Genomic DNA, 20,741 nt, shown 5'->3' on the forward strand with positions numbered 1-20,741 from the left:
CGAAAGTCCCCGAACACCGGCAGGCCGGTCAGCTCCGGGTGAACTCGACCGAGGTCTGCCCGTCGGTGGCGGTGATGGTCGTGGGGCCGACGGTCAGCGTCCACGGCTGTGACCTGCACTGACCGTAGGTGACGGTGGTGTCCACGGTCACGGTGTCACCGTCGCGGGACTTCTGCGTCCAGGTGGCGCCGCACGCACCCTGGACGTCGAGGGTCGCGAGGAACGGATCGTCGCCGACGACGAGTAGGTGCGCCTCTGTGGTCTTGCCGTCGACCTGCCAGTCACCACGCCACTGTCCCGACAGGGCACCCGATGCGGGCACGGCCACCGACGACGACTCCGACGCCGCAGCGCTCCCGTCGTCGGAACTCCCGCAGGCTGCCACCGCACCGGCCATACCCGCCGCCACCAGCAGCATCGCGCCCCGGCGCGCCCAGTGGCCCCGACGTGCCGTACCCGTTCGTGTCACACCCATGTCCGCCCTCTTCCCTGCCGCAACGTCGCCGGCGAATCCTACCGTCGTCACAACAGTCCGTGACGATCGAGGTGCTCGATCAGGCCGGTGGTCAGAGGTAACGCGCGCATCTCGTCGGGGGTGAACCATCCGGCGTCGGCGGCGTCGTCCGCGGCGGTGACGTCGGTGCCCAGCGGGGTGGCCAGGAAGTCATGGACCTCGAAGACCACGTCGTCGCCGTCGGGGATGTCGACCACCCACACCCGCCGGCCCACCTCGATGTCGATTCCGGTCTCCTCGGCGATCTCACGGATCACCGCCTGCTCCAGCGTCTCCGCCGGCTCCACCTTGCCGCCGGGGACCGTCCAGCACCCGGCCTGCGGGTCCCGCGCCCGCTGCACCAACAGGAACCGCCCGGCGTCGTCGCGCACGATCGCACCGACGGCGAGGATACGGCGGGTCATCCGGCCCCCTCCGACTGTGGCCGGTGCCCGCCGTTGTTCTTCTCCGGCAGCCGTATCCGGGCTGTCGGCGACGGCGCCGCGATGTCCGACAGGGCCTGGCCGATCGCCGCGCGCAGCCCGGCGGCCGGCACCACCGTGTCGATCACCCCGACACCGGCGAGTTCGGTGGCCAGAATGTGTTGGCGTGCGGCCAGTTCGGCGGCGTGGCCGGTGTCGTGGTGCACGATCAGACTGGCGCCTTCGGGTGGTAGCGGCGCCAGCCACGCATCGTCGGCGGCGATCCGGTGATCGGCGGGAAACAGCGCGAGCGCCGCTCCCCCGGCACCCTGACCGGCCAGTACCGATACCGTCGGGGTGGGTAGTGCGACGAGTTCGGCCGTACACCAGGCGATCTCCCGGGCCACCCCCTGCTCTTCGGCATCCGCCGACAGTTCGGCGCCGGAGGTGTCGATCACGGCGACCACGGGCAGCCGCAGATCCTTCGCCAGGGCGAGTCCGCGCCGGGCCAGGCGCAGGTCCGCGGGTCCGATCGCCCGCCCCGCCCGCTGCACCTCGGCGTCCTGTCCGATCACGACCGCGGTGTGGGAACCGAATCGGCTCAGCGCCAGCAGGATAGGTCCGTCGTCGGCGAGGATCGCGGCCTGACCCCCGGCCAGCAGCGCACGGACGCCGGGGCGTCCGGGGAGCCGCGTGGCGGTGACCGCCGCCCATGCCGACCCCGCGCCCCGGGCGGGCGACTGCGCCGCAGCAGATTCCACCACAGCGGAGTCCACCACAGCGGAGTCCGCAACCACAATGCTCTCTGCGGCAGGTTCCGGCACCCGCGGATCCGCCGGTCCGGCCAGCAGTCCCAGCACTTGTGCGAGCCGTGCGCGCACCTCGGCGGTCGGTACCACCGCATCCACCAGCGCATGCCGGAGCAGGTTCTCCGATCGCTGTACCCCCGCCGGTACCGGTTCCCCGGTCAGTCCCTGCACCACCCGGGGACCCAGAAAGCCCACGAGCGCATCCGGTTCGGCCCATGTGATCTGCCCGAGAGATCCCCACGAAGCGAACACCCCGCCAGTGGTGGGGTGGCGCAGATACACCAGGTACGGCAGATGGGCGGCCCGGTGGTCGAGGACCGCGGCACTGATCGCGGCCATCTCCAGGAATGCCGGGGTGCCCTCCTGCATGCGGGTGCCGCCCGAACACGGGAACGCGAGCACCGGTAGCCGGTCGGCGGTGGCCCGACGGATCGCGGTGGTGATCCGATGACCGGCGGCCCAGCCGATCGACCCGCCGAGAAAGGAGAAGTCCCCGACGACGAGAACCACCGGCACACCGGTGATCTCGGCCCGTCCGGTACGGACCGACTCGTCCCCGCCGGACTTCTCCGCGGCCCGCCGCAGATCTTCGGCATAGGGCCGATCGGCCACCGCGGCAACCGCACCGGGGTCGTCCCACGACCGCCAGCTGCCGTCGTCGACCACCGCCGTGATCAGCTCCACCGCCGACAGCCGTGCCGCGGTCACCGCGAGTACACCACCCGGGTCCGTACGATCAGGTCGGCCACCGAGCGGCGTCGGCGGTCCACGGCCACCCACAGCAGGCCCACGGAGAAGAACACGCACAGCAGGGCCCGCAGCAGTGCGACCGGAAACCGCACGCGCGGTTTGCCTTTCCGGCTCACCAGCCGCAGACCCATCACCACGTCGCCGAGTGTCCGGCCCGAGACCGCCCAGCACGACGTCAGGTACACCACCGAGATCCCGATGAACCCACCGGCGGTGAAGAAGTAGTTCACGTTGGGAAGGGTGAAGGCGTGCACCTGGATGATCAGCCGCGCCAGCAACGCGCCGAGATAGAACATCGTCATGATCGTGACCACCACGAGCAGGTCGATGAACCCAGCCATCACCCGGCTCACCACACCGGCGGTGCGGTCGGTGTCGCGGGGTGGAACATGGTGGGCCGCATGATGTTCAGAAGGCACGTGCCGCGGCTCAGCCATCGGTGGGCTCCAGCGCCTCGGCGCGCGCCTGCGCCACCTTGCGCCGCAGGATCCGGTTGACCAGATCGGCGACCGCATCGTCGGCACGTTCACTGGTGCCGCGTACGTCCTCCACCACATCCGAGGTCACCGAGGTACTGGCGTCGCGGATGATGCTGGGCAGGTCCACCCCGTCGATGATGTCGTCGGCCAGACCGATCAGATCGATCCGCGCGATGATCTCGTCGATGCTCACCCGTGCGACGATGTCGTCGACGTCGACCCGGTCGATGATCGCCGCGATGTCGACCCGGTCGATGATCGCACCCACGTCGACCTTGCCGATGATGGCGTCGATGTCGAGGGCGTCGACGATCAGGCCGAGGTCGAGACGCCCGATCAGCGCATCCAGATCGATCTGTGTGAGCAGCGCGTCGAGGTCGAGCCTCGCCAGCAGCGCGTCCAGATCGACCCCCGCGAGTACGGCGTTCAGATCGACCGCGCCGATCACCCGGTCGAGGTCGATGTTGTCGACGATCAGGGAGGTCATGTCGATCGATCGGGTGAAGGTCTCGACGACGGTGCGGATGGTGACCGTCAAGGATTCCTGCGTCATGGCCACGGCCGCCCCGGCGATCTGGCCGGGGAGTCCGAGCAGGGCCGCCACCGGTCCCCGCGAGCGCTGGTCGTTCACCGAGAAAGTATCTCACGGGTGTCAGGTCCGACGGTCGGGTTCGGATGCCGGCACACGAGCGTTCTCCTGCGCCAGACGCGGCGGCAGGCACATACTGGGGCGTCCGCCGACTATGACGGGGTGAGGCGCATGACCACGGGTACCGCACGCAATTCGGGCTTCGTCGTGATGGTGCTGGCCGCCGGGCAGTTCCTCATGACCCTCGACAGCTCGGTGATGAACGTGTCGATGGCGACCGTCGCCGAGGACGTCGGCACCACGATCACGGGCGTGCAGACCGCGATCACCCTCTACACCCTGGTGATGGCGACGCTGATGATCACCGGCGGCAAGATCGGCGGGATGATCGGGCGACGCCGCGCCTTCGGTGTCGGGCTGGTGATCTACGGCGCCGGGTCGCTGATCACGGCGCTGGCACCGAACCTGCCCGTCCTGTTGCTCGGCTGGTCCCTGCTCGAGGGCATCGGTGCGGCGCTGATCATGCCGGCCATCGTGTCCTTGGTGGCCTCCAATGTCGGGGCCGAAGGACGCACCGCCGCTTACGGTCTGGTGGCCGCCGCCGGCGCGATGGCCGTGGCGGTGGGCCCCTTGCTCGGTGGCACGCTGACCACCTTCGCCTCGTGGCGGTGGGTGTTCGTCGGCGAGGTGGTGGTGGTCGTCGTGATCCTGCTCGCCCTGCGGACCGTCGTCGACACCCCACCCACACCGGGACACCTCGACGTGATCAGCGCGCTCGCGTCGATCATCGGCCTCGGCATGATCGTCTTCGGTGTGCTGCGTTCGGGCGAATGGGGGTGGGTGCGGCCCACGCCGGGCGGGCCGGAGATCCTCGGGGTGTCGCCGACGATCTGGCTGGTCGGCGTCGGCATGGTGGTGATGTACGGATTCGTGCATCGGCAGGCCCATCTCACCGAGACCGGCCGGGAACCGCTGGTCGACGTGAGCCTGCTGCGCAATCGGCAGCTGACCGGTGGCCTGACGATGTTCTTCGCCCAGTTCACCGTTCAGGCCGGGGTGTTCTTCACCGTCCCGCTGTTCCTGTCGGTGGTCCTGGAACTGAGCGCATTGGGTACGGGCGTACGCATCCTCCCGCTGTCGATCGCGCTCATCGCGGCCGCCATCGGAATCCCGAAGCTCTGGCCGCAGGCGAGTCCCCGGCGGGTGATCCGTCTCGGCCTGTTCTCGATGGTGATCGGGGTGGGACTGCTGGTGGCCGGGATCGATCCCGGCGCGAACGCCGCGGTCGTGCTCATCCCGATGCTCTTCCTCGGGCTCGGACTCGGGGCGTTGTCGTCGCAGCTCGGTGCGGTCACGGTGTCGGCGGTCGACGACGACCACAGCACCGAGGTCGGCGGATTGCAGAACACCGCAACCAATCTCGGCGCGTCACTCGGTACCGCACTGATCGGCTCGGTACTGATCGCCACCCTGACCTCCTCGGTGCTCTCCGGGATCGACGACAATCCCGCCGTCCCCGCCTCGGTCGCCGAGCAGGCCACCACCGAACTGGCGTCCGGGGTGCCGTTCGTCTCCACCACCCAGTTGCACGAGTCGTTGGCCGAGGCCGGGGTCACGGGTTCGGCGGCCGACGCGATCGTCGAGGTGAACGCCGATTCCCGGCTGATGGCCCTGCGGGTGGCGCTGAGTGTGTCGGCCCTGCTGGCGATCGCGGCACTGTTCGGTACCGGACGCATCCCGCAACGGGCACCGGGAGCGCCGTCCACCCCGACTGCGGGCAAGGGCCGCTCCGACGACGATCAGGACCCGTGACGCTCACGACCGCGCACGGGGCCAGGCGACCCGCCACAGCCGACGCCACTGCAGGTGTGTGACCGGTGTGACGCCCGGGCGCTCACGGGGAACGCGGACCCGCAGGACGCCGGGTTCGATCTCGCACCGCACCGGCGTCCGGAGTTCCAGCGCCTCACCGTCGACACCCACCGGGATCGTCGCCCCGTCCCCGTCGACCACCACCGTGCCCGCAGCATGCCGGGTGATGTCCTCGGTGTGCCGGGCGCCGAAGATCCCCAACGCGGTGCGGGCACCGGTGACCGACACGGTGATCACACCGAGCACGCCGGTGTCGAGGCGGTCGCGGCGGGTCATCGCGACCGGACCGCCCCGCCCATAGGGATTGTTGCTCACCAGGATCGCGTGCGGGCCGGTGATCACCGAGTCGCCGGCCCGCACGACCAGATCGGTGCGGTCGTCGGCCACCAGGTCGGGCAGCATCGTGATCGCGGTGCTCGTCTTGGCGTCGCGGTAGCCGTCGGATTCCACGATCTCCGCATAGACGCCGAACGATGCGTTGTTGACGAAGCGACGGCCGTTGATGCGCCCCAGATCGACGCGGAGTTCCACACCGTCGGTCAGTGCGTCGAGGCATCGTGCCGGGTCGTCCCGGTCGAGGCCCAGGTCGGCCGCGAAATGGTTGCGGGTCCCCGCGGTGATCACCATGAACGGCACCCCGTGGTCGGCGGCCACGCCCGCCACCAGCGCCTGCGTGCCGTCCCCACCGGCCACGCCGAGCAGATCCGCGCCGCGGGCGAGGGCATCGCGGGCCAACCGGGTCACGTCCTGCACGCCGGGGCCCTCGAGCAGTGCCACCTCGGCTCCGAGTTCCTCGGCTCGGCGCACCAGATCGAATTTCTCCACCTTGCCGTCACCCGAGTGCGGGTTCATGATCAGGAACGGATGCCCGACGGCTGCGGCCGGTAGTTCCGGCATTCCCGGCACGGTGTCGACGCGCAGGGCACAGCGCGCGCAGACCACTGCGACCACGCCCGCCGCCGCGGCGGCGATCACCTCGACGAGCAGGCCCGTCCAGATGAACGCCACCCCCACGACGCCGATCGCGACAACAACGAGAAAAGCTGCGGCCCAACGCAACACACCGCCGCGAGTCACGAACCAGAATGCCGCACAGATCGCCACCACCGCACAGATCACGGTGATCACCAGCAGACTGATCGCACCCCACGCCCCGGCCACGGCGATCAGGAACACCCCGATCCCACCCAGGATCAGCAACGATGCCCGTGCCGCCCAGCGTCGGCGCGGATCGTTCCGGGTCGACGGCAACTCCTCTGCCATCCGGTCACGGTACTGCGTGCGGCACCGGGACACGAGGCGGTTGACGACGGCACCGGTGTCCCACAGCCGATCTCCTACGCACCCCGAACGACCTGCCAAGACGCCTCCGCCGGCCACCGCCGCTGTCTAGACTCGAACCGAACAACCGATCCCGCGACCGGGTCACCGAGGAGCCGCGGTGACCGAGATCCTGCACTCGGCGGTCTCGTCGTCGCCTCACCGGCGCGGCGCCGCGCTCTCGACGGCCCCGCACCGCGCGCCATCCAGGTGACCTGCGCGCCCCGGGGCGCACCTCACGCTTCACCACCGGTCACATCCGAGGAGAACACCATGAACGACCGACTGGCATTCGCCGACGAAGAGTTCGACGGACAGTTCATGCGCACCCTGCAGGCCGCCGCGGTCGGCGCCGCCGATCTCGGTGAGGCGTTCACGACGGCCCGCGCCATCGGCAACCGCTACCGACCCGAACGGTGGCACCGGCGCTGGCTGGATCGGGCCGAGTCGCTGCGCGACATCGCCGAACGTGCCCATGTCGCAGGGCATCTGGTCTCGGCCCAGCAGGCCTACCTGCGGGCGAGCGAGTACTACCGGCAGGCCTACTTCTTCCTCCGTTCCGATCTTGACGACCAGCGTCTGCGCGATGCCTATCAGGCACACGCCCACACCTTCGCCCAGGCGATGGAGTTGCTCGGGCACACCGGCAGTCCCGTCGTCGCCGAGGCCGTCACCATCCCGTATGAGGCGGACAACGGTGTGCGCGTGGGTGTTCACGCATGGATGTTCCGGCCCGGCCCCGAGACCGAGGGCCGGCGGCGGCCGACGATCGTGATGCCGTGCGGCTACGACTCGACCGCCGAATCCGGGTGGGGCTTTGCGCAGGGGGCACTCGCGCGCGGATACACCGTGCTCAGCGTCGAGGGCCCCGGGCAGGGAGCGTCACTGGTCGTCGATCGCCTCTACTTCCGCCCCGACTACGAGGTGGTGTTGTCCCAGATCCTCGACTGGCTGGTCGAGGTGCCCGATGTGGACACCGCACGGATCGCCGTCGTCGGCCGGTCATTCGCCGGATATCTGGCCCCACGCGGGGTGGCCGGAGAGCCGCGGGTGGCGGCATTGGTGTGCGATCCCGCGCAACCCGACATGGGGGCGAAGATCCCGGTGGGATGGCGAGGCCGGGTGGCGGCGCCGCTGATGACCGCACTGACCAGGATCAGCCGCGAGCGGGCCGAGTTCTTCGGATCCCGGATGGCCTGCCACGGTCTCACCGCCATCGCGGACTACTTCGCCGAGCTCCGGAAGTTCACGCTCACCGACCGCATCCACGAGATCGCCTGTCCCACGATGATCGTGGAGTCCTTCGGCGATCCGGTGGGCGGACACGGACGGATGCTGTTCGACGCACTCACCGCACCCGGGAGCGTCTATGTCGACCCCGACCCGGCCACCGGGATCTCGGGCCATTGCGGCGGACTCGGCCAGATGGCCTGGGACGCGACGGTGTATGACTGGCTCGACGAGACCCTGGCCGCCGGGGTCCGGCCCGCGGCCACGACCCGGGACGCACACCGATGAGCCCGCAGCGAAACACCGGGGTCGCTGTCTAGCAGCAGGTCACCAACGTGGACCGCAACGCGTCCAACGCCTCCGCGTTCGCCGCGTGATACACGTTCATCCCCTGTCGCCGCGAGCTCACCATCCCCGCCTTGCGGAGTTGCCCCAGATGATGGCTGGTCGTCGACTCCGCCACGCCCACCGCAGACGCCAGATCACACGTGCACATCTGCCCCTGGTCGGAGGTCAGCAGGATCGACATCAGCCGCAGGCGTACCGGATCGGCAAGCGCCTTGAGCCGCAACGCTATCTCCAGCGCCGCCGCGTCGTCGAGCGGCGCAGCCGAGACCGGCGCACAACACACCGGTGCGGACAGATCGATGACGGGCAGCGCCTTGGGCATGTTCCCACCTTACCGACCATTTGACATATGTCGCAAAGGTACGTACACCGGAGGCGTCGGTGATTCGATATATGTCACATACCTGGAGGTTGGGATGTCTCGTCTGCAGTTGGCCCTCAACGTCGACGACCTGGATGCCGCGGTGCGGTTCTACTCGTCGCTGTTCGCCGTCGAACCGGCAAAACTCAAGCCCGGATACGCGAACTTCGTGGTCTCGGACCCGCCGGTGAAGCTGGTGCTGATGGAGAATCCCGGCAAGGGCGGGTCGATCAACCATCTGGGCGTGGAGGTCGAGTCCTCCGACTCGGTGTATGCCGAGATCACCCGACTGTCGCAGGCGGGATTGCTCACCGAGGAAGAGATCGGCACGACCTGTTGCTTCGCCACCCAGGACAAGGTGTGGGCCACCGGGCCGGACCAGGAGAAGTGGGAGATCTACACGGTGCTGGCCGACTCGGAGTCGTTCGGCGTCGGCCGGAACCAGTTCGCCACCGACCAATCGGCCACAGCGACATCGTGTTGCGGCGGTGGCGCCGCCGCCGAGCAAGCATCGGCCACGCCGCCCGCCTGCTGCTGACCGAGGTTCAGGACGAGACGTCGGTACCCAGACAGGCGGCCAAGGCGCTGATCCGGGCGGCGATGTCGTCGCGGATCAGCCGCATCCGCTCGAGGCCGTCGATGCCACACACCGACGGCTCGTCGGTGTCCCACACCTCGACCCGCACCCCGTCGGGTGGATCGATCCGGGCCGCGGTACCGATCGCGACCACCAGGTCCGCCGCACGCATCATGTCGTCGGTGAGTTGTCGGGGCCGGTGGCCGTCGATGTCGACGCCCACCTCGGCGAGAACCTCTGCCGACATCGCATTGACCGTGTCGTCCACCTTCGCGATCGTTCCTGCCGACGACGCCTCGAACACCGTCGCGTGCTGTCGGGAAAGCCCTTCGGCCATCACTGATTTCCCGCGATTGCTCACACACACGAACAACACCTTCGGCACCGCGGTCGCCGTCTCCTCACCGTGCATCGGCGGCTCCTCCGCTCGTCTCCTGGGCGCCCCGACCTGCCGCGACAGGGAACCGGGAACGCAGCGCCAACGACACATAGACGAGACCGACCAGCACCGGGACCTCGATCAGGGGGCCGACCACACCGGCGAGCGCCTGTCCCGAACTCACCCCGTACGTGCCGATGGCCACCGCGATCGCCAGCTCGAAGTTGTTGCCGGCCGCGGTGAACGCCAAGGTCGTGGTCCGCTCGTAGCCCATCCCCGCCAGCGCACCGATCAGGTATCCGCCGCCCCACATGATCGCGAAGTACGCCAGCAGCGGCAGCGCGATCCGCGCGACGTCCCACGGACGGGAGACGATCTGATGGCCCTGGAGGACGAACAGGATCACGATCGTGAACAACAACCCGTACAGCGCCCACGGCCCGAGGTGCGGCAGCAGTTTCGTCTCATACCAGCTGCGCCCCTTGACCCTCTCCCCGATGCGCCGGGTGAGGAACCCTGCGAGAAGCGGGATTCCGAGAAAGATCAGCACCGATTTCGCGATCTCCCACGGCGAGGTGTCGATGGTGGTCTGATCCAGTCCGAGCCGGCCGGGCAACACCGACAGATAGAACCAGCCGAGCACCGCGAACATGATCACCTGGAACACCGAATTGATCGCCACCAGTACAGCAGCGGCCTCGCGGTCCCCGCACGCGAGGTCGTTCCAGATGATCACCATCGCGATGCACCTGGCCAGCCCGACGATGATCAGCCCGGTCCGGTACTCCGGCAGGTCGGGCAGCATCAGCCAGGCCAGCACGAACATCACCGCCGGTCCGACGATCCAGTTCAGCAACAGCGAGCAGACCAGGAGTCTGCGGTCACCGGTGACGGTGTCGAGTCGGTCGTAGCGAACCTTCGCCAACACCGGATACATCATCACCAGCAGTCCGATCGCGATCGGCAGCGAGATCCCGTCCACGGAGACCGCTGAGATCGCCGTGTCCACACCGGGCACCAGCCGCCCCAGACCGAGGCCGACAACCATCGCCACACCGATCCACACCGGCAGGAACCGGTCGAGTACCGACAGCTTCCCGACGACGACATCACGACCGGCGGCCACCGCCGAAGCGCCCGTCACCGCCCGTCCTCACAGACCGATCCGATCATCGACGCCTCATGATCGATCAGAAAGAACGACGAGAGTCGTTGCAGCACAGACGGAACAACCCGGTAGTACACCCATGTCCCACGACGCTCGGACTCGAGAAGCCCCGCTTCGCGCAGCACTCGCAGATGATGGGAGATCGTCGGCTGCGTGACATCGACACCGGACGATATATCGCAGACACATGCCTCACCGCCGACGTGACTGGCAACCGAGCTCAGCAACCGAAGCCGCACCGGATCGGCGAGCGCCTTGAACAGTGGCGTCAGCATCGCCGCGTCGGCCGCCGACAGCGGCTCGGAGGACAAGGGAGCACAGCACGCCGCCGGGTCATGTATCGACATATGTCTATATTGACAGACACCGATACAGCGCCGGGCCAGAGCCCGGTGGCGACAATGGAGGACGCGGGTCGGCGGTTCCCGGGTACCGATGAGTTCTGAGGACCGGTCGAGTCGATACCTCGGACACCACACCACACCGTCAAGGAGCAGTCATGTCCGGCACCTACCGCGTGACCCGAAGTACCACGATCGCCGCACCCGCCGCCCGGATCTACCCGCACATCGTCGATCTCCATCGCTGGGTCGACTGGTCCCCGTGGGAGGATCTCGACCCCGCGCTGCAGCGCACGTACTCCGGCGCCGAGCAGGGGCCCGGCGCCCGGTATGCGTGGTCGGGCAACCGTAAGGCCGGCGCCGGTGAGATGGAGGTCGTGGACGCGACCCAACCGTCACGCGTCTCGATCCGCGTCCGCTTCGAGAAGCCGATGCGTTCGACGAGCACCAGCACCTTCGACATCGCCGAACACGACGGCACCTCGGTGGTCACCTGGACGATGACCGGCGACCACTCGGTGTTCAGCCGGATCGCCGCCCCACTGGGACTGTTCGACCGGATCCTCGGCAAGGACTTCGAGAAGGGACTGAGCCGGCTCGCGGACACCACGACCCGGTAGACGCGCGCACCGCCGAGCCCGACCCCCTGGACAGACAAGAACTCCCACCGACCCCGGATCGCGGGGTGGGTGGGAGTTCTCGATCTACGGGTCTGGTGTCAGAGCTTGTCGAAGAGCTCGCGAGCCAGCTTGGCGGTCTCGGACGGCGTCTTGCCGACCTTCACGCCCGCGGCCTCGAGGGCTTCCTTCTTGGCCTGCGCGGTGCCCGAGCTGCCGGACACGATGGCGCCGGCGTGGCCCATGGTCTTGCCCTCCGGCGCGGTGAAGCCCGCGACGTAGCCGACGACCGGCTTGGAGACGTTGGCCTGGATGTAGTCGGCGGCACGCTCCTCGGCGTCGCCACCGATCTCACCGATCATGACGATCAGCTTGGTCTCCGGGTCCTTCTCGAACGCCTCGATGGCGTCGATGTGGGTGGTACCGATGACCGGGTCGCCGCCGATGCCGATGGCGGTGGAGAAGCCGAGGTCACGCAGCTCGTACATCATCTGGTAGGTCAGGGTGCCGGACTTGGAGACCAGTCCGATCGGGCCCTTGCCGGTGATGTTGTTCGGCGTGATGCCGACCAGTGCCTCACCCGGGGTGATGATGCCGGGGCAGTTCGGGCCGATGATGCGGGTCTTGGCGCCCTTCTCGACGTTGTAGGCCCACGCGTACGCGGAGTCCTGCACCGGGATGCCCTCGGTGATGACCACGAGCAGCGGGATCTCCGCGTCGATGGCCTCGATGATGGCGTCCTTGGAGAACTTCGGCGGGACGAAGGCGATCGAGGTGTCGGCCCCGGTCTCCTTCATGGCCTCGGCGACCGAGGCGAACACCGGCAGCTCGACGGCGTTGCCGTCGGCGTCGACGTGCGACACGGTGGTGCCGGCCTTGCGGGCGTTGACGCCGCCCACGACGTTGGTGCCGGCCTTGAGCATCAGGGCGGTGTGCTTGGTTCCCTCACCGCCGGTGATGCCCTGGACGATGACCTTGTTGTCCTTGTTCAGGAAGATCGACATTGGCTCTACCTCACTTGCTCGCCAGTTCGGCGGCCTTGTCGGCGCCGGAGTCCATGGTCTCGGCGAGCGTCACCAGCGGGTGGTTGGCATCGGCGAGGATCTTGCGGCCTTCTTCGACCTTGTTGCCGTCGAGACGCACGACGAGCGGCTTGTTGGCCTCGTCGCCGAGCTTGGCGAGCGCACCCACGATGCCGTTGGCGACGGCGTCACATGCGGTGATGCCACCGAAGACGTTCACGAAGACGCTCTTGACCTGCTCGTCGTTCAGGATGACGTCCAGGCCTGCGGCCATGACCTCGGCCGAGGCGCCGCCACCGATGTCGAGGAAGTTCGCGGGCTTGACGCCACCGTGGTTCTCACCGGCGTAGGCGACGACGTCCAGGGTCGACATGACCAGACCTGCACCGTTACCGATGATGCCGACCTCACCGTCGAGCTTGACGTAGTTGAGGTCGTTCTCCTTGGCCTTGAGCTCCAGGGGATCGGTCGCGTCGCGATCCTCGAACTCCTCGTGGCCGGGCTGACGGAAGTCGGCGTTGGCGTCGAGCGAGACCTTGCCGTCGAGGGCCAGGATCTGATCGTCGGGGGTGCGCACCAGCGGGTTCACCTCGACCAGCAGTGCGTCCTCGGCGACGAAGACCTCCCAGAGCTTCTGGATGGTCACGGCTGCGGCGTCGAGCACCTCGGCGGGCAGGTGACCCTGCTCGGCGATGGAGCGCGCGAACGCCAGATCGACACCCTTCACGGCGTCGACGGCGACCTTGGCCAGACGCTCGGGCTTGGTCGCGGCGACCTCTTCGATCTCCATGCCGCCCTCGACCGAGCACATGGCCAGGTAGGTGCGGTTGGCGCGATCGAGCAGGAAGGAGATGTAGTACTCCTCCGCGATGTCGCTGGCCTCGGCCACCAGCAGCTTCTTGACGATGTGACCCTTGATGTCGAGACCAAGGATGTTTTCGGCGTGGGTCTGCGCGTCGTCAGGGGTTGCGGCGAACTTCACGCCGCCTGCCTTGCCACGTCCGCCGGTCTTGACCTGTGCCTTGATCATCACAGGCTTGCCGATTTCTTCGGCGATCGCCCGTGCGTCGGCGGCAGTGTCGGTCACCCGCCCGGGTGTGGTGGGAACCCCATGCTTGGCGAACAGTTCCTTCGCCTGGTATTCGAAGAGATCCATTCAGCTCACCATCTCGTAGATTTTGCCGGCCCTCGGTGGATGTAACGCGGGCCATATCGGACTTTAAACCTGCCCCCCGATCGCCTTGACAGAACCTCCGATCCTTGTGCGACAGATCACTCGCTCGGCAGGCGATACGGCACCTTACTCGCCGGTCAGGCGGCATTTCGGCCCCGATCTCGCCCCGAAATGCCGAGAATTTGCCATAGAATAGTGTCGATTGCCACCAGTACGAGGACTGTCACCATTCTGTGACTCAACTCACAACTTAGGCCATTTCACCGTCTGAACGTTGGACTTGCCGCAATCATTTCGTTACCGTCGGCATGCAGTCGCGGGTCGTCACGGACCACCAGACGCCGGGTTCCGACCCGGATCACAGGTCCCGCCAACGCCGGCCCCGAAGCGCACGAACGAGATGAGGTGAACGACTTGGCGGGACGTGGATACCCGGGCGCCGAAGAGCTGACCACCATCATCCCGGTCATCACCGATGAGGTCGACGAGCGCTACGACTGGGACAACGACGACTGGTCGACCCGCCGCCGGACATCCACCGCCGAGATCACCCAGGACATCCTGATCCCCGAGGGTGAATTCGATCGGTACCGCCACGAGGCCCCGTTCGATGTCGACGGCGCACACCTCGACACCTACACCGAGCCCGACGAGCACGTCGGCGAGGTCACCGAGACCCCCGAGTTCGACTTCACCCGACGTTCCGCGGGCGCGCCCGTCCGGTCGCGCGGCAAGCACCGCATCGCCGCACCGCCGCACGCACTGCGTGGCGGACGTGCCGCGCTCGTCGCCGTGGCCGCAGGTGCCGCACTCGCCGCCGCCGCACATGTCGGCACCTCCGACAACACCCCCACCGGCGCACCGGTTCCGGCAGCCAATGTCGGCGACGCCGCACCGGCCGTCGACACCGGCCCGGGCGTCGCGATGTCGGCGTCGGACCAGGACACCAGCATGTACAGCGACCAGCTGGTCGTCGGCAAGCAGCTCGCAGCCGCCGAGGCCGCCCGCGAGGCCGCCGCCAGCCGCCCGCTGTTCGCCACCCCGATCGACTTCTCCAAGCCCGGTTGCGCATTCACCTCGCTGTTCGCCAACCGCTGGGGCAGCTTCCACGGCGGCATCGACCTCGCCTGCCCCCTCGGCACCCCGATCCACGCCGTCACCGACGGTGTCGTGATCAACGCCGGTCCCGCGTCGGGCTACGGCAACTGGGTACAGGTACGCGCCGACGACGGCACCGTCACCATGTACGGCCACATGTCCTCCTCCGGTGTGCTGGTCCAGAAAGGCCAGCACGTGACCGCCGGGCAGACCATCGCCCTGGTCGGCAACGAGGGCTTCTCCACCGGACCGCACCTGCACTTCGAGGTGTGGAAGAACGGTGTCACCAAGATCGACCCGGCACCCTGGCTCGCCACTCACGGCATCAAACTGCCGTCGTACGGCGGATAAGCCCGGCCTCGGCTGACCGATGGTCGGCACCGCAACCCCTCTCGATGGTTGAGCAGGACGACCTCGCGCAGCGAGGCCGACCGGCCGTCGAAACCCCGTGACACACACATGTCCGCAACCACACCCGACGTCGACTGACCGATGGCCGGCTCGACCACCGTGCGCCCCAACCCCTCTCGATGGTTGAGCAGGACGTCCTCGCCCAGCGAGGCCGACCGGCCGTCGAAACCCCGTAACACACACATGTCCGCAACCACATCCGAAGTCGGCTTACAGAGGTTTCGACACGGGTCCTCGCTCCGCTCGGTCCCGGCTCAACCACCGTGCACCGCTCACGTTTTGAGCCGGGATACCGCGAGATCCTCTTGTCCGCTACCACTTCCGACGTCGGCTGACCGATGGCCGGCTCAACCACCGTGCACCGCACCCCCCTCGATGGTTGAGCAGGACGTCCTCGCCCAGCGAGGCCGACCGGCCGTCGAAACCCCGTGACACACACTTGTCCGCAACCACATCCGACGTCAGCCGACCAATGCCGGCTCAACCACCTTGCACCCCAACCCCTCTCGATGGTTGAGCAGGACGTCCTCGCCCAGCGAGGCCGACCGGCCGTCGAAACCCCGTAACACACACATGTCCGCAACCACACCCGACATCGGCTGACCGAGGTTTCGACACGGGTCCTCGCTCCGCTCGGTCCCGGCTCAACCACCGTGCACCGCTCACGTTTTGAGCCGGGATACCGCGAGATCCCTTTTTGTCCGCAACCACTTCCGACGTCGGCCGACCGATGGCCGGCTCAACCACCGTGCACCGCACCCCCCTCGATGGTTGAGCAGGACGTCCTCGCGCAGCGAGGCCGACCGACCGTCGAAACCCCGTAACACACACATGTCCGCAACCACATCCAACGTCGACTGACCGAGGTTTCGACACGGGTCCTCGCTCCGCTCGGTCCCGGCTCAACCACCGTGCACCGCTTATGTTTTAAGTCGGGCTACCGTGACACACACTTGTCCGCAACCACTTCCGAGTCGGCTGACCGATGGCCAACCCGGGTGGATCGCGCTACAGCTTCTCCCCTGGCAGACCACCCAGGGTCATGAACGTCATACGGCCGACGCCGCCACCGAAGTCGAAGGTGACGCGCTCGGTGGGACCGTTACCCTCCTTGGCGACGGCCTTGCCCAGACCGTACTTCGGATGGTTCATCCGCTCACCGATCTCGTAGTTCACCTGTTTGTTGCGCCCACGGTTGGGATCGGAGGAGTACGACGCCCGGCCGAGTCCCCGACCGGAATCGCTGCGCGCTGAGTCACCGCGGCCGAACACCCCGCCGGAGGAACCGTGGCCACGGCCCGACCGACGGCGCTCGGTCTGACGCCATTCGATCAGGTGCTGCGGGATCTCCTGCAGGAAACGGGATTCCGGATTCGACACCGGCTGACCCCAGGATGCACGGGTGAGCGCACGGGTCAGGTACAGCCGCTGCTTGGCGCGGGTGATGCCGACATAGGCGAGTCGCCGCTCCTCGCTCAGTTCGTTCGGATCGCCGAGGGCACGCATGTGCGGGAAATGCCCGTCCTCCCAACCGGTCACGAAGACCACCGGGAACTCCAGGCCCTTGGCGGTGTGCAGCGTCATCAACGTGACCACACCCTCGCCCTCGTCGGGCAGCTGGTCGGCGTCGGCGACGAGGGCCACCTTCTCGAGGAAGGCCGCGAGCGAACCCGGCTCGGGCTCCCCCTCGCGCATCTGCTGCTCTTCCTCGTCGAGCTCGGCTGCCGCCTCGGCGGCCTCGAGACTGAATTCCCGTGCCACCGAGATCAACTCGTTGAGGTTGTCCAGGCGGGCACCGTCCTGCGGGTCACTCGAACCCTCGAGCTCGGCGCGGTACCCGCTGCGGTCGACGATCGCGTCGACGAGTTCACCGATGTCGGCGGCCTCCTCGGTCGCATCGATCACGGCGGTGTCGGACTCGGCCTCACCCTCCGCCGCGAAGGTCACCAGGAAGTCGGTGCGCAATCCCTCGATCAGGTCGACGAATCCGCCGATCTGCTTGACCGCGCGGGTGTTCAGGAGCGCCACCTGACCGGCCGCACCCTCCACCAGCGCCTGGTAGAACGAGATCCCCCGGTTCTCCGAATGGACGGCCACACAGGCCTCGGCACGATCGCCGATACCACGTCGGGGGGTGTTCAGGATGCGACGCAGACTCACCGAATCGTCCGGGTTGGCCACCACACGCAGGTACGCGACGATGTCGCGGACCTCCTTGCGTTCGTAGAACTTGGTCCCGCCGACCACCTTGTAGGGGATGCCGTGCCGGACGAACACCTCCTCCAGCGCACGTGACCCGGTGTTGGTGCGGTAGAACACGGCGACGTCGCCGTAGGTGTTGCTCTGGGCGCCGCCGATGGTGTGGTCGGTGAGCCGTTCGATCTCGGTGGCCACGAACATCGACTCGTCGCGATCGGACTCGGCGACGAACCCGACGATCAGCTCGCCGTCACCGGAATCGGTCCACAGACGCTTCTCGCGCCGGTTCGGGTTCTGCGCGATCACCGCGTTCGCCGCCGACAGGATGGTCTGCGTCGAGCGGTAGTTCTGTTCCAGCAGAATGGTTTCCGCGTTGGTGAAGTCGCGCTCGAACTCTTCGATGTTGCGGATCGTGGCACCACGGAACGCATAGATCGACTGGTCGGCGTCACCCACCACGCACAGCTCCGACGGCGGCACCGCCGCAGCGGTGGCACCGGCATCGAGACCGACGAGCTCACGGATCAGCACGTACTGCGCGTGGTTGGTGTCCTGGTACTCGTCGACCATGACGTGACGGAACCGACGCCGGTAGTACTCGGCCACCTCGGGGTGACGTTGCAGCAGGGCGACGGTCTCGCCGATCAGGTCGTCGAAGTCGAAGGCATTGCCCGCCCGCAGCCGCCGCTGGTACTCGCCGTAGATCTGGGCGATCGTGCGCGCGGTGGGCTCGTCACCGGCATCGGTGAGTGCCTGATCGGGGTCGATCAGTTCGTTCTTCAGATTCGAGATGCTCACCGCCACCCCGCGAGGCGCGAACTTCTTGGGGTCGAGCTGCAGATCGCCGATCACCATCCCGAGCAGACGCTTGGAGTCGTCGGAGTCGTAGATGGAGAAGTTGGAGTTCATCGGTGCCAGCAGCGCCGACTGGGCGCGCAGGATGCGCACACAGGTCGAGTGGAAGGTCGACACCCACATGAACGATGCGCGCGGACCGACCAGCGAGATGACACGCTCGCGCATCTCGGCGGCGGCCTTGTTGGTGAAGGTGATCGCCAGGATCTGTCCCGGCGTCACATCCCGGGCGGCGAGCAGATAGGCGATCCGCCGGGTGAGCACAGAGGTCTTACCCGATCCGGCACCGGCCACGATCAGCAGCGGCGGACCCGAATGCACCACCGCCTCACGCTGCTGCGGGTTGAGCCCGTCGAGCAGACGGGCGACACGGTCGTCGGCGGGACTCCCGGCGGCATCGACGGGACGCGCCGACACAGACTGGGCCGGGCGGCGGGAAGCGGGGTGAACAGAACTGGTCATCGGTATCTCAGGCTACCCCGGGACCCCGACAGCCCCGGACGCGCCGGAACCCGCTGTGGAACGATCCGACGCGTCATTCGTTCGCGTCGGCAAAGGTGTCCCGCGCGGGCGATGTCGTGTTTAGTGTTGATCAGCCGCCGTGCAGCGACCACCGAGGAAACGAGCCATGACGAACTCGACGAAGGTTTTTGCCCTGCTGTTGTCCGCAATCGGCGCCGTGGCGGTGATCGTCGCCCTGGTGCTGTCGTTCATCCCGTGGAGTGCGTCGGGAGCCGCAGAGGCGACACCGGCGTTCCGCGCGCAGTCCAGTCTCGACCAGGTGGCCTTCCAGTACGGCAGCAGCCCCGGCGCCCGCTACAACGGGACCCTCGTCCAGAAGTACGGCAGCTCCACCGAGACCTACCAGCTCAGCGACCTGACGGTCACCCTGTCCAACAATGCGTCGGGCCAGGTCACCGTCGACGGCCAGCGCGCCGACTACACCCAGATCGGCAACTACGGCTTCGCGAAGGGGCCGACCGCCTTCTGGCAGAAACTGCTGTCGGCCGACACCCTGAAGGATGTCGACCTCGCCCCGTTCGACAATGTGTGGGCCAGCGCCGAGTGGGCCATGCCGTCGCTGGGCTCGATCCTGTCCCCGCAGATCATGGCCGGTCGCATCGGCAACGCCGACCTCGTGTCGCCGCCGACCCTCGGCGCCGAGCTGGCCGCACCGAACGCCAACACCCCCGACGCCCGCTTCTGGCCGACCTCCGACCCGCCGATCGAGACACTCGCCGAGAACAAGGTGCGCGCAGGCAAGTGGGAGATCACCTTCGACCCGTCGACCAAGGCGATCACCCACATCAAGGGCGAGTACGCCACCCCCAGTGGCCGGACCACCTATCAGCTCGACACCGACGTCACCCCGCTGCCGGTGGACCAGCTCAACTCCGTGTTCGACGGCCAGCGCGGGCTGACCACCCAGCTCGGCTCGGTCCCGGCCCCCGGCATGCTGCTGGAGAACCTGCCCAACGCCCGGCTCGGCATCCTCGACTGGAAGCAGACCGGCGACTGCACCAACGTCGCGTGCGGCTACGACTTCACCGTGTCGGGCACCCCGCAGAACAACGACGACGCCGTTCCCGGGCACGTCAACTACGGCCTCACGATCAACTTCGCCGTCAACTCGCAGCCGGCCGGTGCGGTCGGCGGGACGTGTACGCCGGTGGTCCGCGTCGACTTCGGCCGCACCGGCAGCACCCGGTGTGTCGCGACCAACCTCGGTGCCGGCGGCGGCTCGATTCGCCCCAACGTGAAGCTGACCTATCTGCCGTTCCTGGACTACGGCACCGAAGACCTGGCCGACTATCTGAAGTCCAACGTGGAGGCCACACAACGCCAGTTCACGATGCAGCGCACCGGCACCAAGCGGCCCGACGCCGCGAGGTACAACTTCTACATCGCCGGCCTGCCGAGCAGTTATGTGATCAAGCGCGGTGACTACCTGTTCGACGGCTACGGTCCCCGTGGCGCCTATCTGGTGGCCTTCGCCCCCGGCTATTCCGACCACGTGACCGGCACCACCTTCGACCCGTCCTGGTCGGGCACCGCCACCCTGCGCGACCAGATGACCAAGCAGGCGTCGGCCGCCGGTGACGGCCGGATCGTCTACTACAGCCCCGAACAGAAGACGGTCGACGCCCTCAAGGCGATGGTGATCCAGGCCGGCCTCGGCGACAAGATCACCGTGTACCTGGCCGAACAGGAGAGCTGAGGCGCCCGG

At 67.7% G+C, this 20,741-nt stretch carries 19 protein-coding genes; 6 read left to right on the plus strand and 13 right to left on the minus strand.

The window, feature by feature from the left end; translation table 11 throughout:
- Positions 1-28 precede the first annotated feature (28 nt).
- Genes Q9K23_RS06625 through Q9K23_RS06645 form a run of 5 tightly spaced genes read right to left on the minus strand, consistent with a single transcriptional unit; the run spans position 29 to position 3,584 of the window.
- Positions 29-475, minus strand: a complete 447-nt coding sequence (locus tag Q9K23_RS06625; protein ID WP_305950436.1) for a hypothetical protein — start codon at positions 473-475, stop codon at positions 29-31.
- Positions 476-522: 47 nt separating this feature from the next.
- Positions 523-918, minus strand: coding sequence for an NUDIX domain-containing protein (locus Q9K23_RS06630; protein ID WP_053776893.1), 396 nt, complete (start codon positions 916-918; stop codon positions 523-525).
- Positions 915-2,432 carry a carboxyl transferase domain-containing protein gene (locus Q9K23_RS06635; RefSeq protein ID WP_053776894.1) on the minus strand — a complete coding sequence of 506 codons (1,518 nt, stop codon included), beginning with the start codon at positions 2,430-2,432 and terminating at the stop codon, positions 915-917. Before Q9K23_RS06635 ends, Q9K23_RS06630 begins: the two co-directional genes overlap by 4 nt.
- Complete coding sequence (locus Q9K23_RS06640; RefSeq protein ID WP_053776895.1) at positions 2,429-2,911, minus strand: RDD family protein; 483 nt, start codon at positions 2,909-2,911, stop codon at positions 2,429-2,431. Before Q9K23_RS06640 ends, Q9K23_RS06635 begins: the two co-directional genes overlap by 4 nt.
- A complete protein-coding gene (locus Q9K23_RS06645; RefSeq protein WP_020792895.1) occupies positions 2,904-3,584 on the minus strand; it encodes a hypothetical protein in 681 nt (226 codons plus the stop codon). The genes Q9K23_RS06640 and Q9K23_RS06645 overlap by 8 nt, the downstream gene beginning before the upstream one ends.
- A 129-nt stretch (positions 3,585-3,713) precedes the next feature.
- Between Q9K23_RS06645 and Q9K23_RS06650 the strand changes: the two genes are divergently transcribed.
- Entirely contained in the window at positions 3,714-5,354 is a 1,641-nt protein-coding gene (locus tag Q9K23_RS06650; RefSeq protein WP_020792894.1) for an MFS transporter, read from the plus strand.
- Positions 5,355-5,357: 3 nt separating this feature from the next.
- On the opposite strand, the gene Q9K23_RS06655 is transcribed toward Q9K23_RS06650, so the two are convergent.
- Positions 5,358-6,677: a diacylglycerol kinase family protein gene (locus Q9K23_RS06655; protein ID WP_053776924.1), complete on the minus strand. Its 1,320-nt coding sequence runs from the start codon at positions 6,675-6,677 to the stop codon at positions 5,358-5,360.
- A gap of 330 nt (positions 6,678-7,007) precedes the next feature.
- Here Q9K23_RS06655 and Q9K23_RS06660 point away from each other — a divergent pair, with 330 nt between their 5' ends.
- On the plus strand, positions 7,008-8,252 hold the full coding sequence (locus tag Q9K23_RS06660; RefSeq protein ID WP_053776896.1) for a CocE/NonD family hydrolase: 1,245 nt from the start codon (positions 7,008-7,010) through the stop codon (positions 8,250-8,252).
- A gap of 28 nt (positions 8,253-8,280) precedes the next feature.
- Here the strand turns inward: Q9K23_RS06660 and Q9K23_RS06665 are convergent, their stop codons facing one another.
- The gene (locus Q9K23_RS06665; RefSeq protein WP_020792730.1) at positions 8,281-8,634 is read right to left on the minus strand and encodes an Rv2640c family ArsR-like transcriptional regulator; all 354 of its coding nucleotides are present in this window, start codon (positions 8,632-8,634) and stop codon (positions 8,281-8,283) included.
- A 94-nt stretch (positions 8,635-8,728) separates the two neighbouring features.
- Here Q9K23_RS06665 and Q9K23_RS06670 point away from each other — a divergent pair, with 94 nt between their 5' ends.
- Positions 8,729-9,211: an ArsI/CadI family heavy metal resistance metalloenzyme gene (locus Q9K23_RS06670; protein ID WP_020790866.1), complete on the plus strand. Its 483-nt coding sequence runs from the start codon at positions 8,729-8,731 to the stop codon at positions 9,209-9,211.
- Positions 9,212-9,218: 7 nt separating this feature from the next.
- Here the strand turns inward: Q9K23_RS06670 and Q9K23_RS06675 are convergent, their stop codons facing one another.
- The 3 genes from Q9K23_RS06675 to Q9K23_RS06685 are packed head-to-tail and all read right to left on the minus strand — an operon-like array spanning position 9,219 to position 11,144.
- Complete coding sequence (locus Q9K23_RS06675) at positions 9,219-9,662, minus strand: low molecular weight phosphatase family protein (protein ID WP_020790867.1); 444 nt, start codon at positions 9,660-9,662, stop codon at positions 9,219-9,221.
- Entirely contained in the window at positions 9,652-10,773 is a 1,122-nt protein-coding gene (gene arsB / locus Q9K23_RS06680; protein ID WP_261977817.1) for an ACR3 family arsenite efflux transporter, read from the minus strand. Before arsB ends, Q9K23_RS06675 begins: the two co-directional genes overlap by 11 nt.
- Positions 10,770-11,144, minus strand: coding sequence for a metalloregulator ArsR/SmtB family transcription factor (locus Q9K23_RS06685; protein WP_053776897.1), 375 nt, complete (start codon positions 11,142-11,144; stop codon positions 10,770-10,772). Before Q9K23_RS06685 ends, arsB begins: the two co-directional genes overlap by 4 nt.
- 152 nt (positions 11,145-11,296) lie before the next feature.
- Here Q9K23_RS06685 and Q9K23_RS06690 point away from each other — a divergent pair, with 152 nt between their 5' ends.
- A complete protein-coding gene (locus Q9K23_RS06690) occupies positions 11,297-11,758 on the plus strand; it encodes an SRPBCC family protein (protein ID WP_020790869.1) in 462 nt (153 codons plus the stop codon).
- A gap of 98 nt (positions 11,759-11,856) precedes the next feature.
- On the opposite strand, the gene sucD is transcribed toward Q9K23_RS06690, so the two are convergent.
- Both sucD and sucC read right to left on the minus strand, forming a co-directional pair.
- Positions 11,857-12,759: a succinate--CoA ligase subunit alpha gene (gene sucD, locus Q9K23_RS06695; protein WP_020790863.1), complete on the minus strand. Its 903-nt coding sequence runs from the start codon at positions 12,757-12,759 to the stop codon at positions 11,857-11,859.
- Positions 12,760-12,769: 10 nt separating this feature from the next.
- A complete protein-coding gene (gene sucC / locus Q9K23_RS06700) occupies positions 12,770-13,933 on the minus strand; it encodes an ADP-forming succinate--CoA ligase subunit beta (RefSeq protein ID WP_020790868.1) in 1,164 nt (387 codons plus the stop codon).
- 486 nt (positions 13,934-14,419) lie between these two features.
- On the opposite strand from sucC, the gene Q9K23_RS06705 reads away from it, so the two are divergent.
- Positions 14,420-15,400: a M23 family metallopeptidase gene (locus Q9K23_RS06705; RefSeq protein ID WP_305950538.1), complete on the plus strand. Its 981-nt coding sequence runs from the start codon at positions 14,420-14,422 to the stop codon at positions 15,398-15,400.
- Between the two features lie 1,068 nt (positions 15,401-16,468).
- Here the strand turns inward: Q9K23_RS06705 and Q9K23_RS06710 are convergent.
- Entirely contained in the window at positions 16,469-18,976 is a 2,508-nt protein-coding gene (locus Q9K23_RS06710) for a UvrD-helicase domain-containing protein (RefSeq protein WP_053776899.1), read from the minus strand.
- 166 nt (positions 18,977-19,142) lie between these two features.
- On the opposite strand from Q9K23_RS06710, the gene Q9K23_RS06715 reads away from it, so the two are divergent.
- A complete protein-coding gene (locus Q9K23_RS06715; RefSeq protein WP_053776900.1) occupies positions 19,143-20,732 on the plus strand; it encodes a hypothetical protein in 1,590 nt (529 codons plus the stop codon).
- Positions 20,733-20,741 lie beyond the last annotated feature (9 nt).

Origin of the sequence: Gordonia sp. NB41Y (assembly GCF_030718915.1) — a bacterium.
Lineage (GTDB): Bacteria > Actinomycetota > Actinomycetes > Mycobacteriales > Mycobacteriaceae > Gordonia > Gordonia desulfuricans.

Bases quoted from the DNA above. Each gene is read 5' to 3' on its own strand.
- Q9K23_RS06625 (WP_305950436.1), bottom strand. From the start codon at position 475: ATGGGTGTGACACGAACGGGTACGGCACGTCGGGGCCACTGGGCGCGC.
- Q9K23_RS06630 (WP_053776893.1), bottom strand. From the start codon at position 918: ATGACCCGCCGTATCCTCGCCGTCGGTGCGATCGTGCGCGACGACGCC.
- Q9K23_RS06640 (WP_053776895.1), bottom strand. From the start codon at position 2,911: ATGGCTGAGCCGCGGCACGTGCCTTCTGAACATCATGCGGCCCACCAT.
- Q9K23_RS06650 (WP_020792894.1), top strand. From the start codon at position 3,714: ATGACCACGGGTACCGCACGCAATTCGGGCTTCGTCGTGATGGTGCTG.
- Q9K23_RS06655 (WP_053776924.1), bottom strand. From the start codon at position 6,677: ATGGCAGAGGAGTTGCCGTCGACCCGGAACGATCCGCGCCGACGCTGG.
- Q9K23_RS06660 (WP_053776896.1), top strand. From the start codon at position 7,008: ATGAACGACCGACTGGCATTCGCCGACGAAGAGTTCGACGGACAGTTC.
- Q9K23_RS06665 (WP_020792730.1), bottom strand. From the start codon at position 8,634: ATGCCCAAGGCGCTGCCCGTCATCGATCTGTCCGCACCGGTGTGTTGT.
- Q9K23_RS06670 (WP_020790866.1), top strand. From the start codon at position 8,729: ATGTCTCGTCTGCAGTTGGCCCTCAACGTCGACGACCTGGATGCCGCG.
- Q9K23_RS06675 (WP_020790867.1), bottom strand. From the start codon at position 9,662: ATGCACGGTGAGGAGACGGCGACCGCGGTGCCGAAGGTGTTGTTCGTG.
- Q9K23_RS06685 (WP_053776897.1), bottom strand. From the start codon at position 11,144: ATGTCGATACATGACCCGGCGGCGTGCTGTGCTCCCTTGTCCTCCGAG.
- Q9K23_RS06690 (WP_020790869.1), top strand. From the start codon at position 11,297: ATGTCCGGCACCTACCGCGTGACCCGAAGTACCACGATCGCCGCACCC.
- sucD (WP_020790863.1), bottom strand. From the start codon at position 12,759: ATGTCGATCTTCCTGAACAAGGACAACAAGGTCATCGTCCAGGGCATC.
- sucC (WP_020790868.1), bottom strand. From the start codon at position 13,933: ATGGATCTCTTCGAATACCAGGCGAAGGAACTGTTCGCCAAGCATGGG.
- Q9K23_RS06710 (WP_053776899.1), bottom strand. From the start codon at position 18,976: ATGACCAGTTCTGTTCACCCCGCTTCCCGCCGCCCGGCCCAGTCTGTG.
- Q9K23_RS06715 (WP_053776900.1), top strand. From the start codon at position 19,143: ATGACGAACTCGACGAAGGTTTTTGCCCTGCTGTTGTCCGCAATCGGC.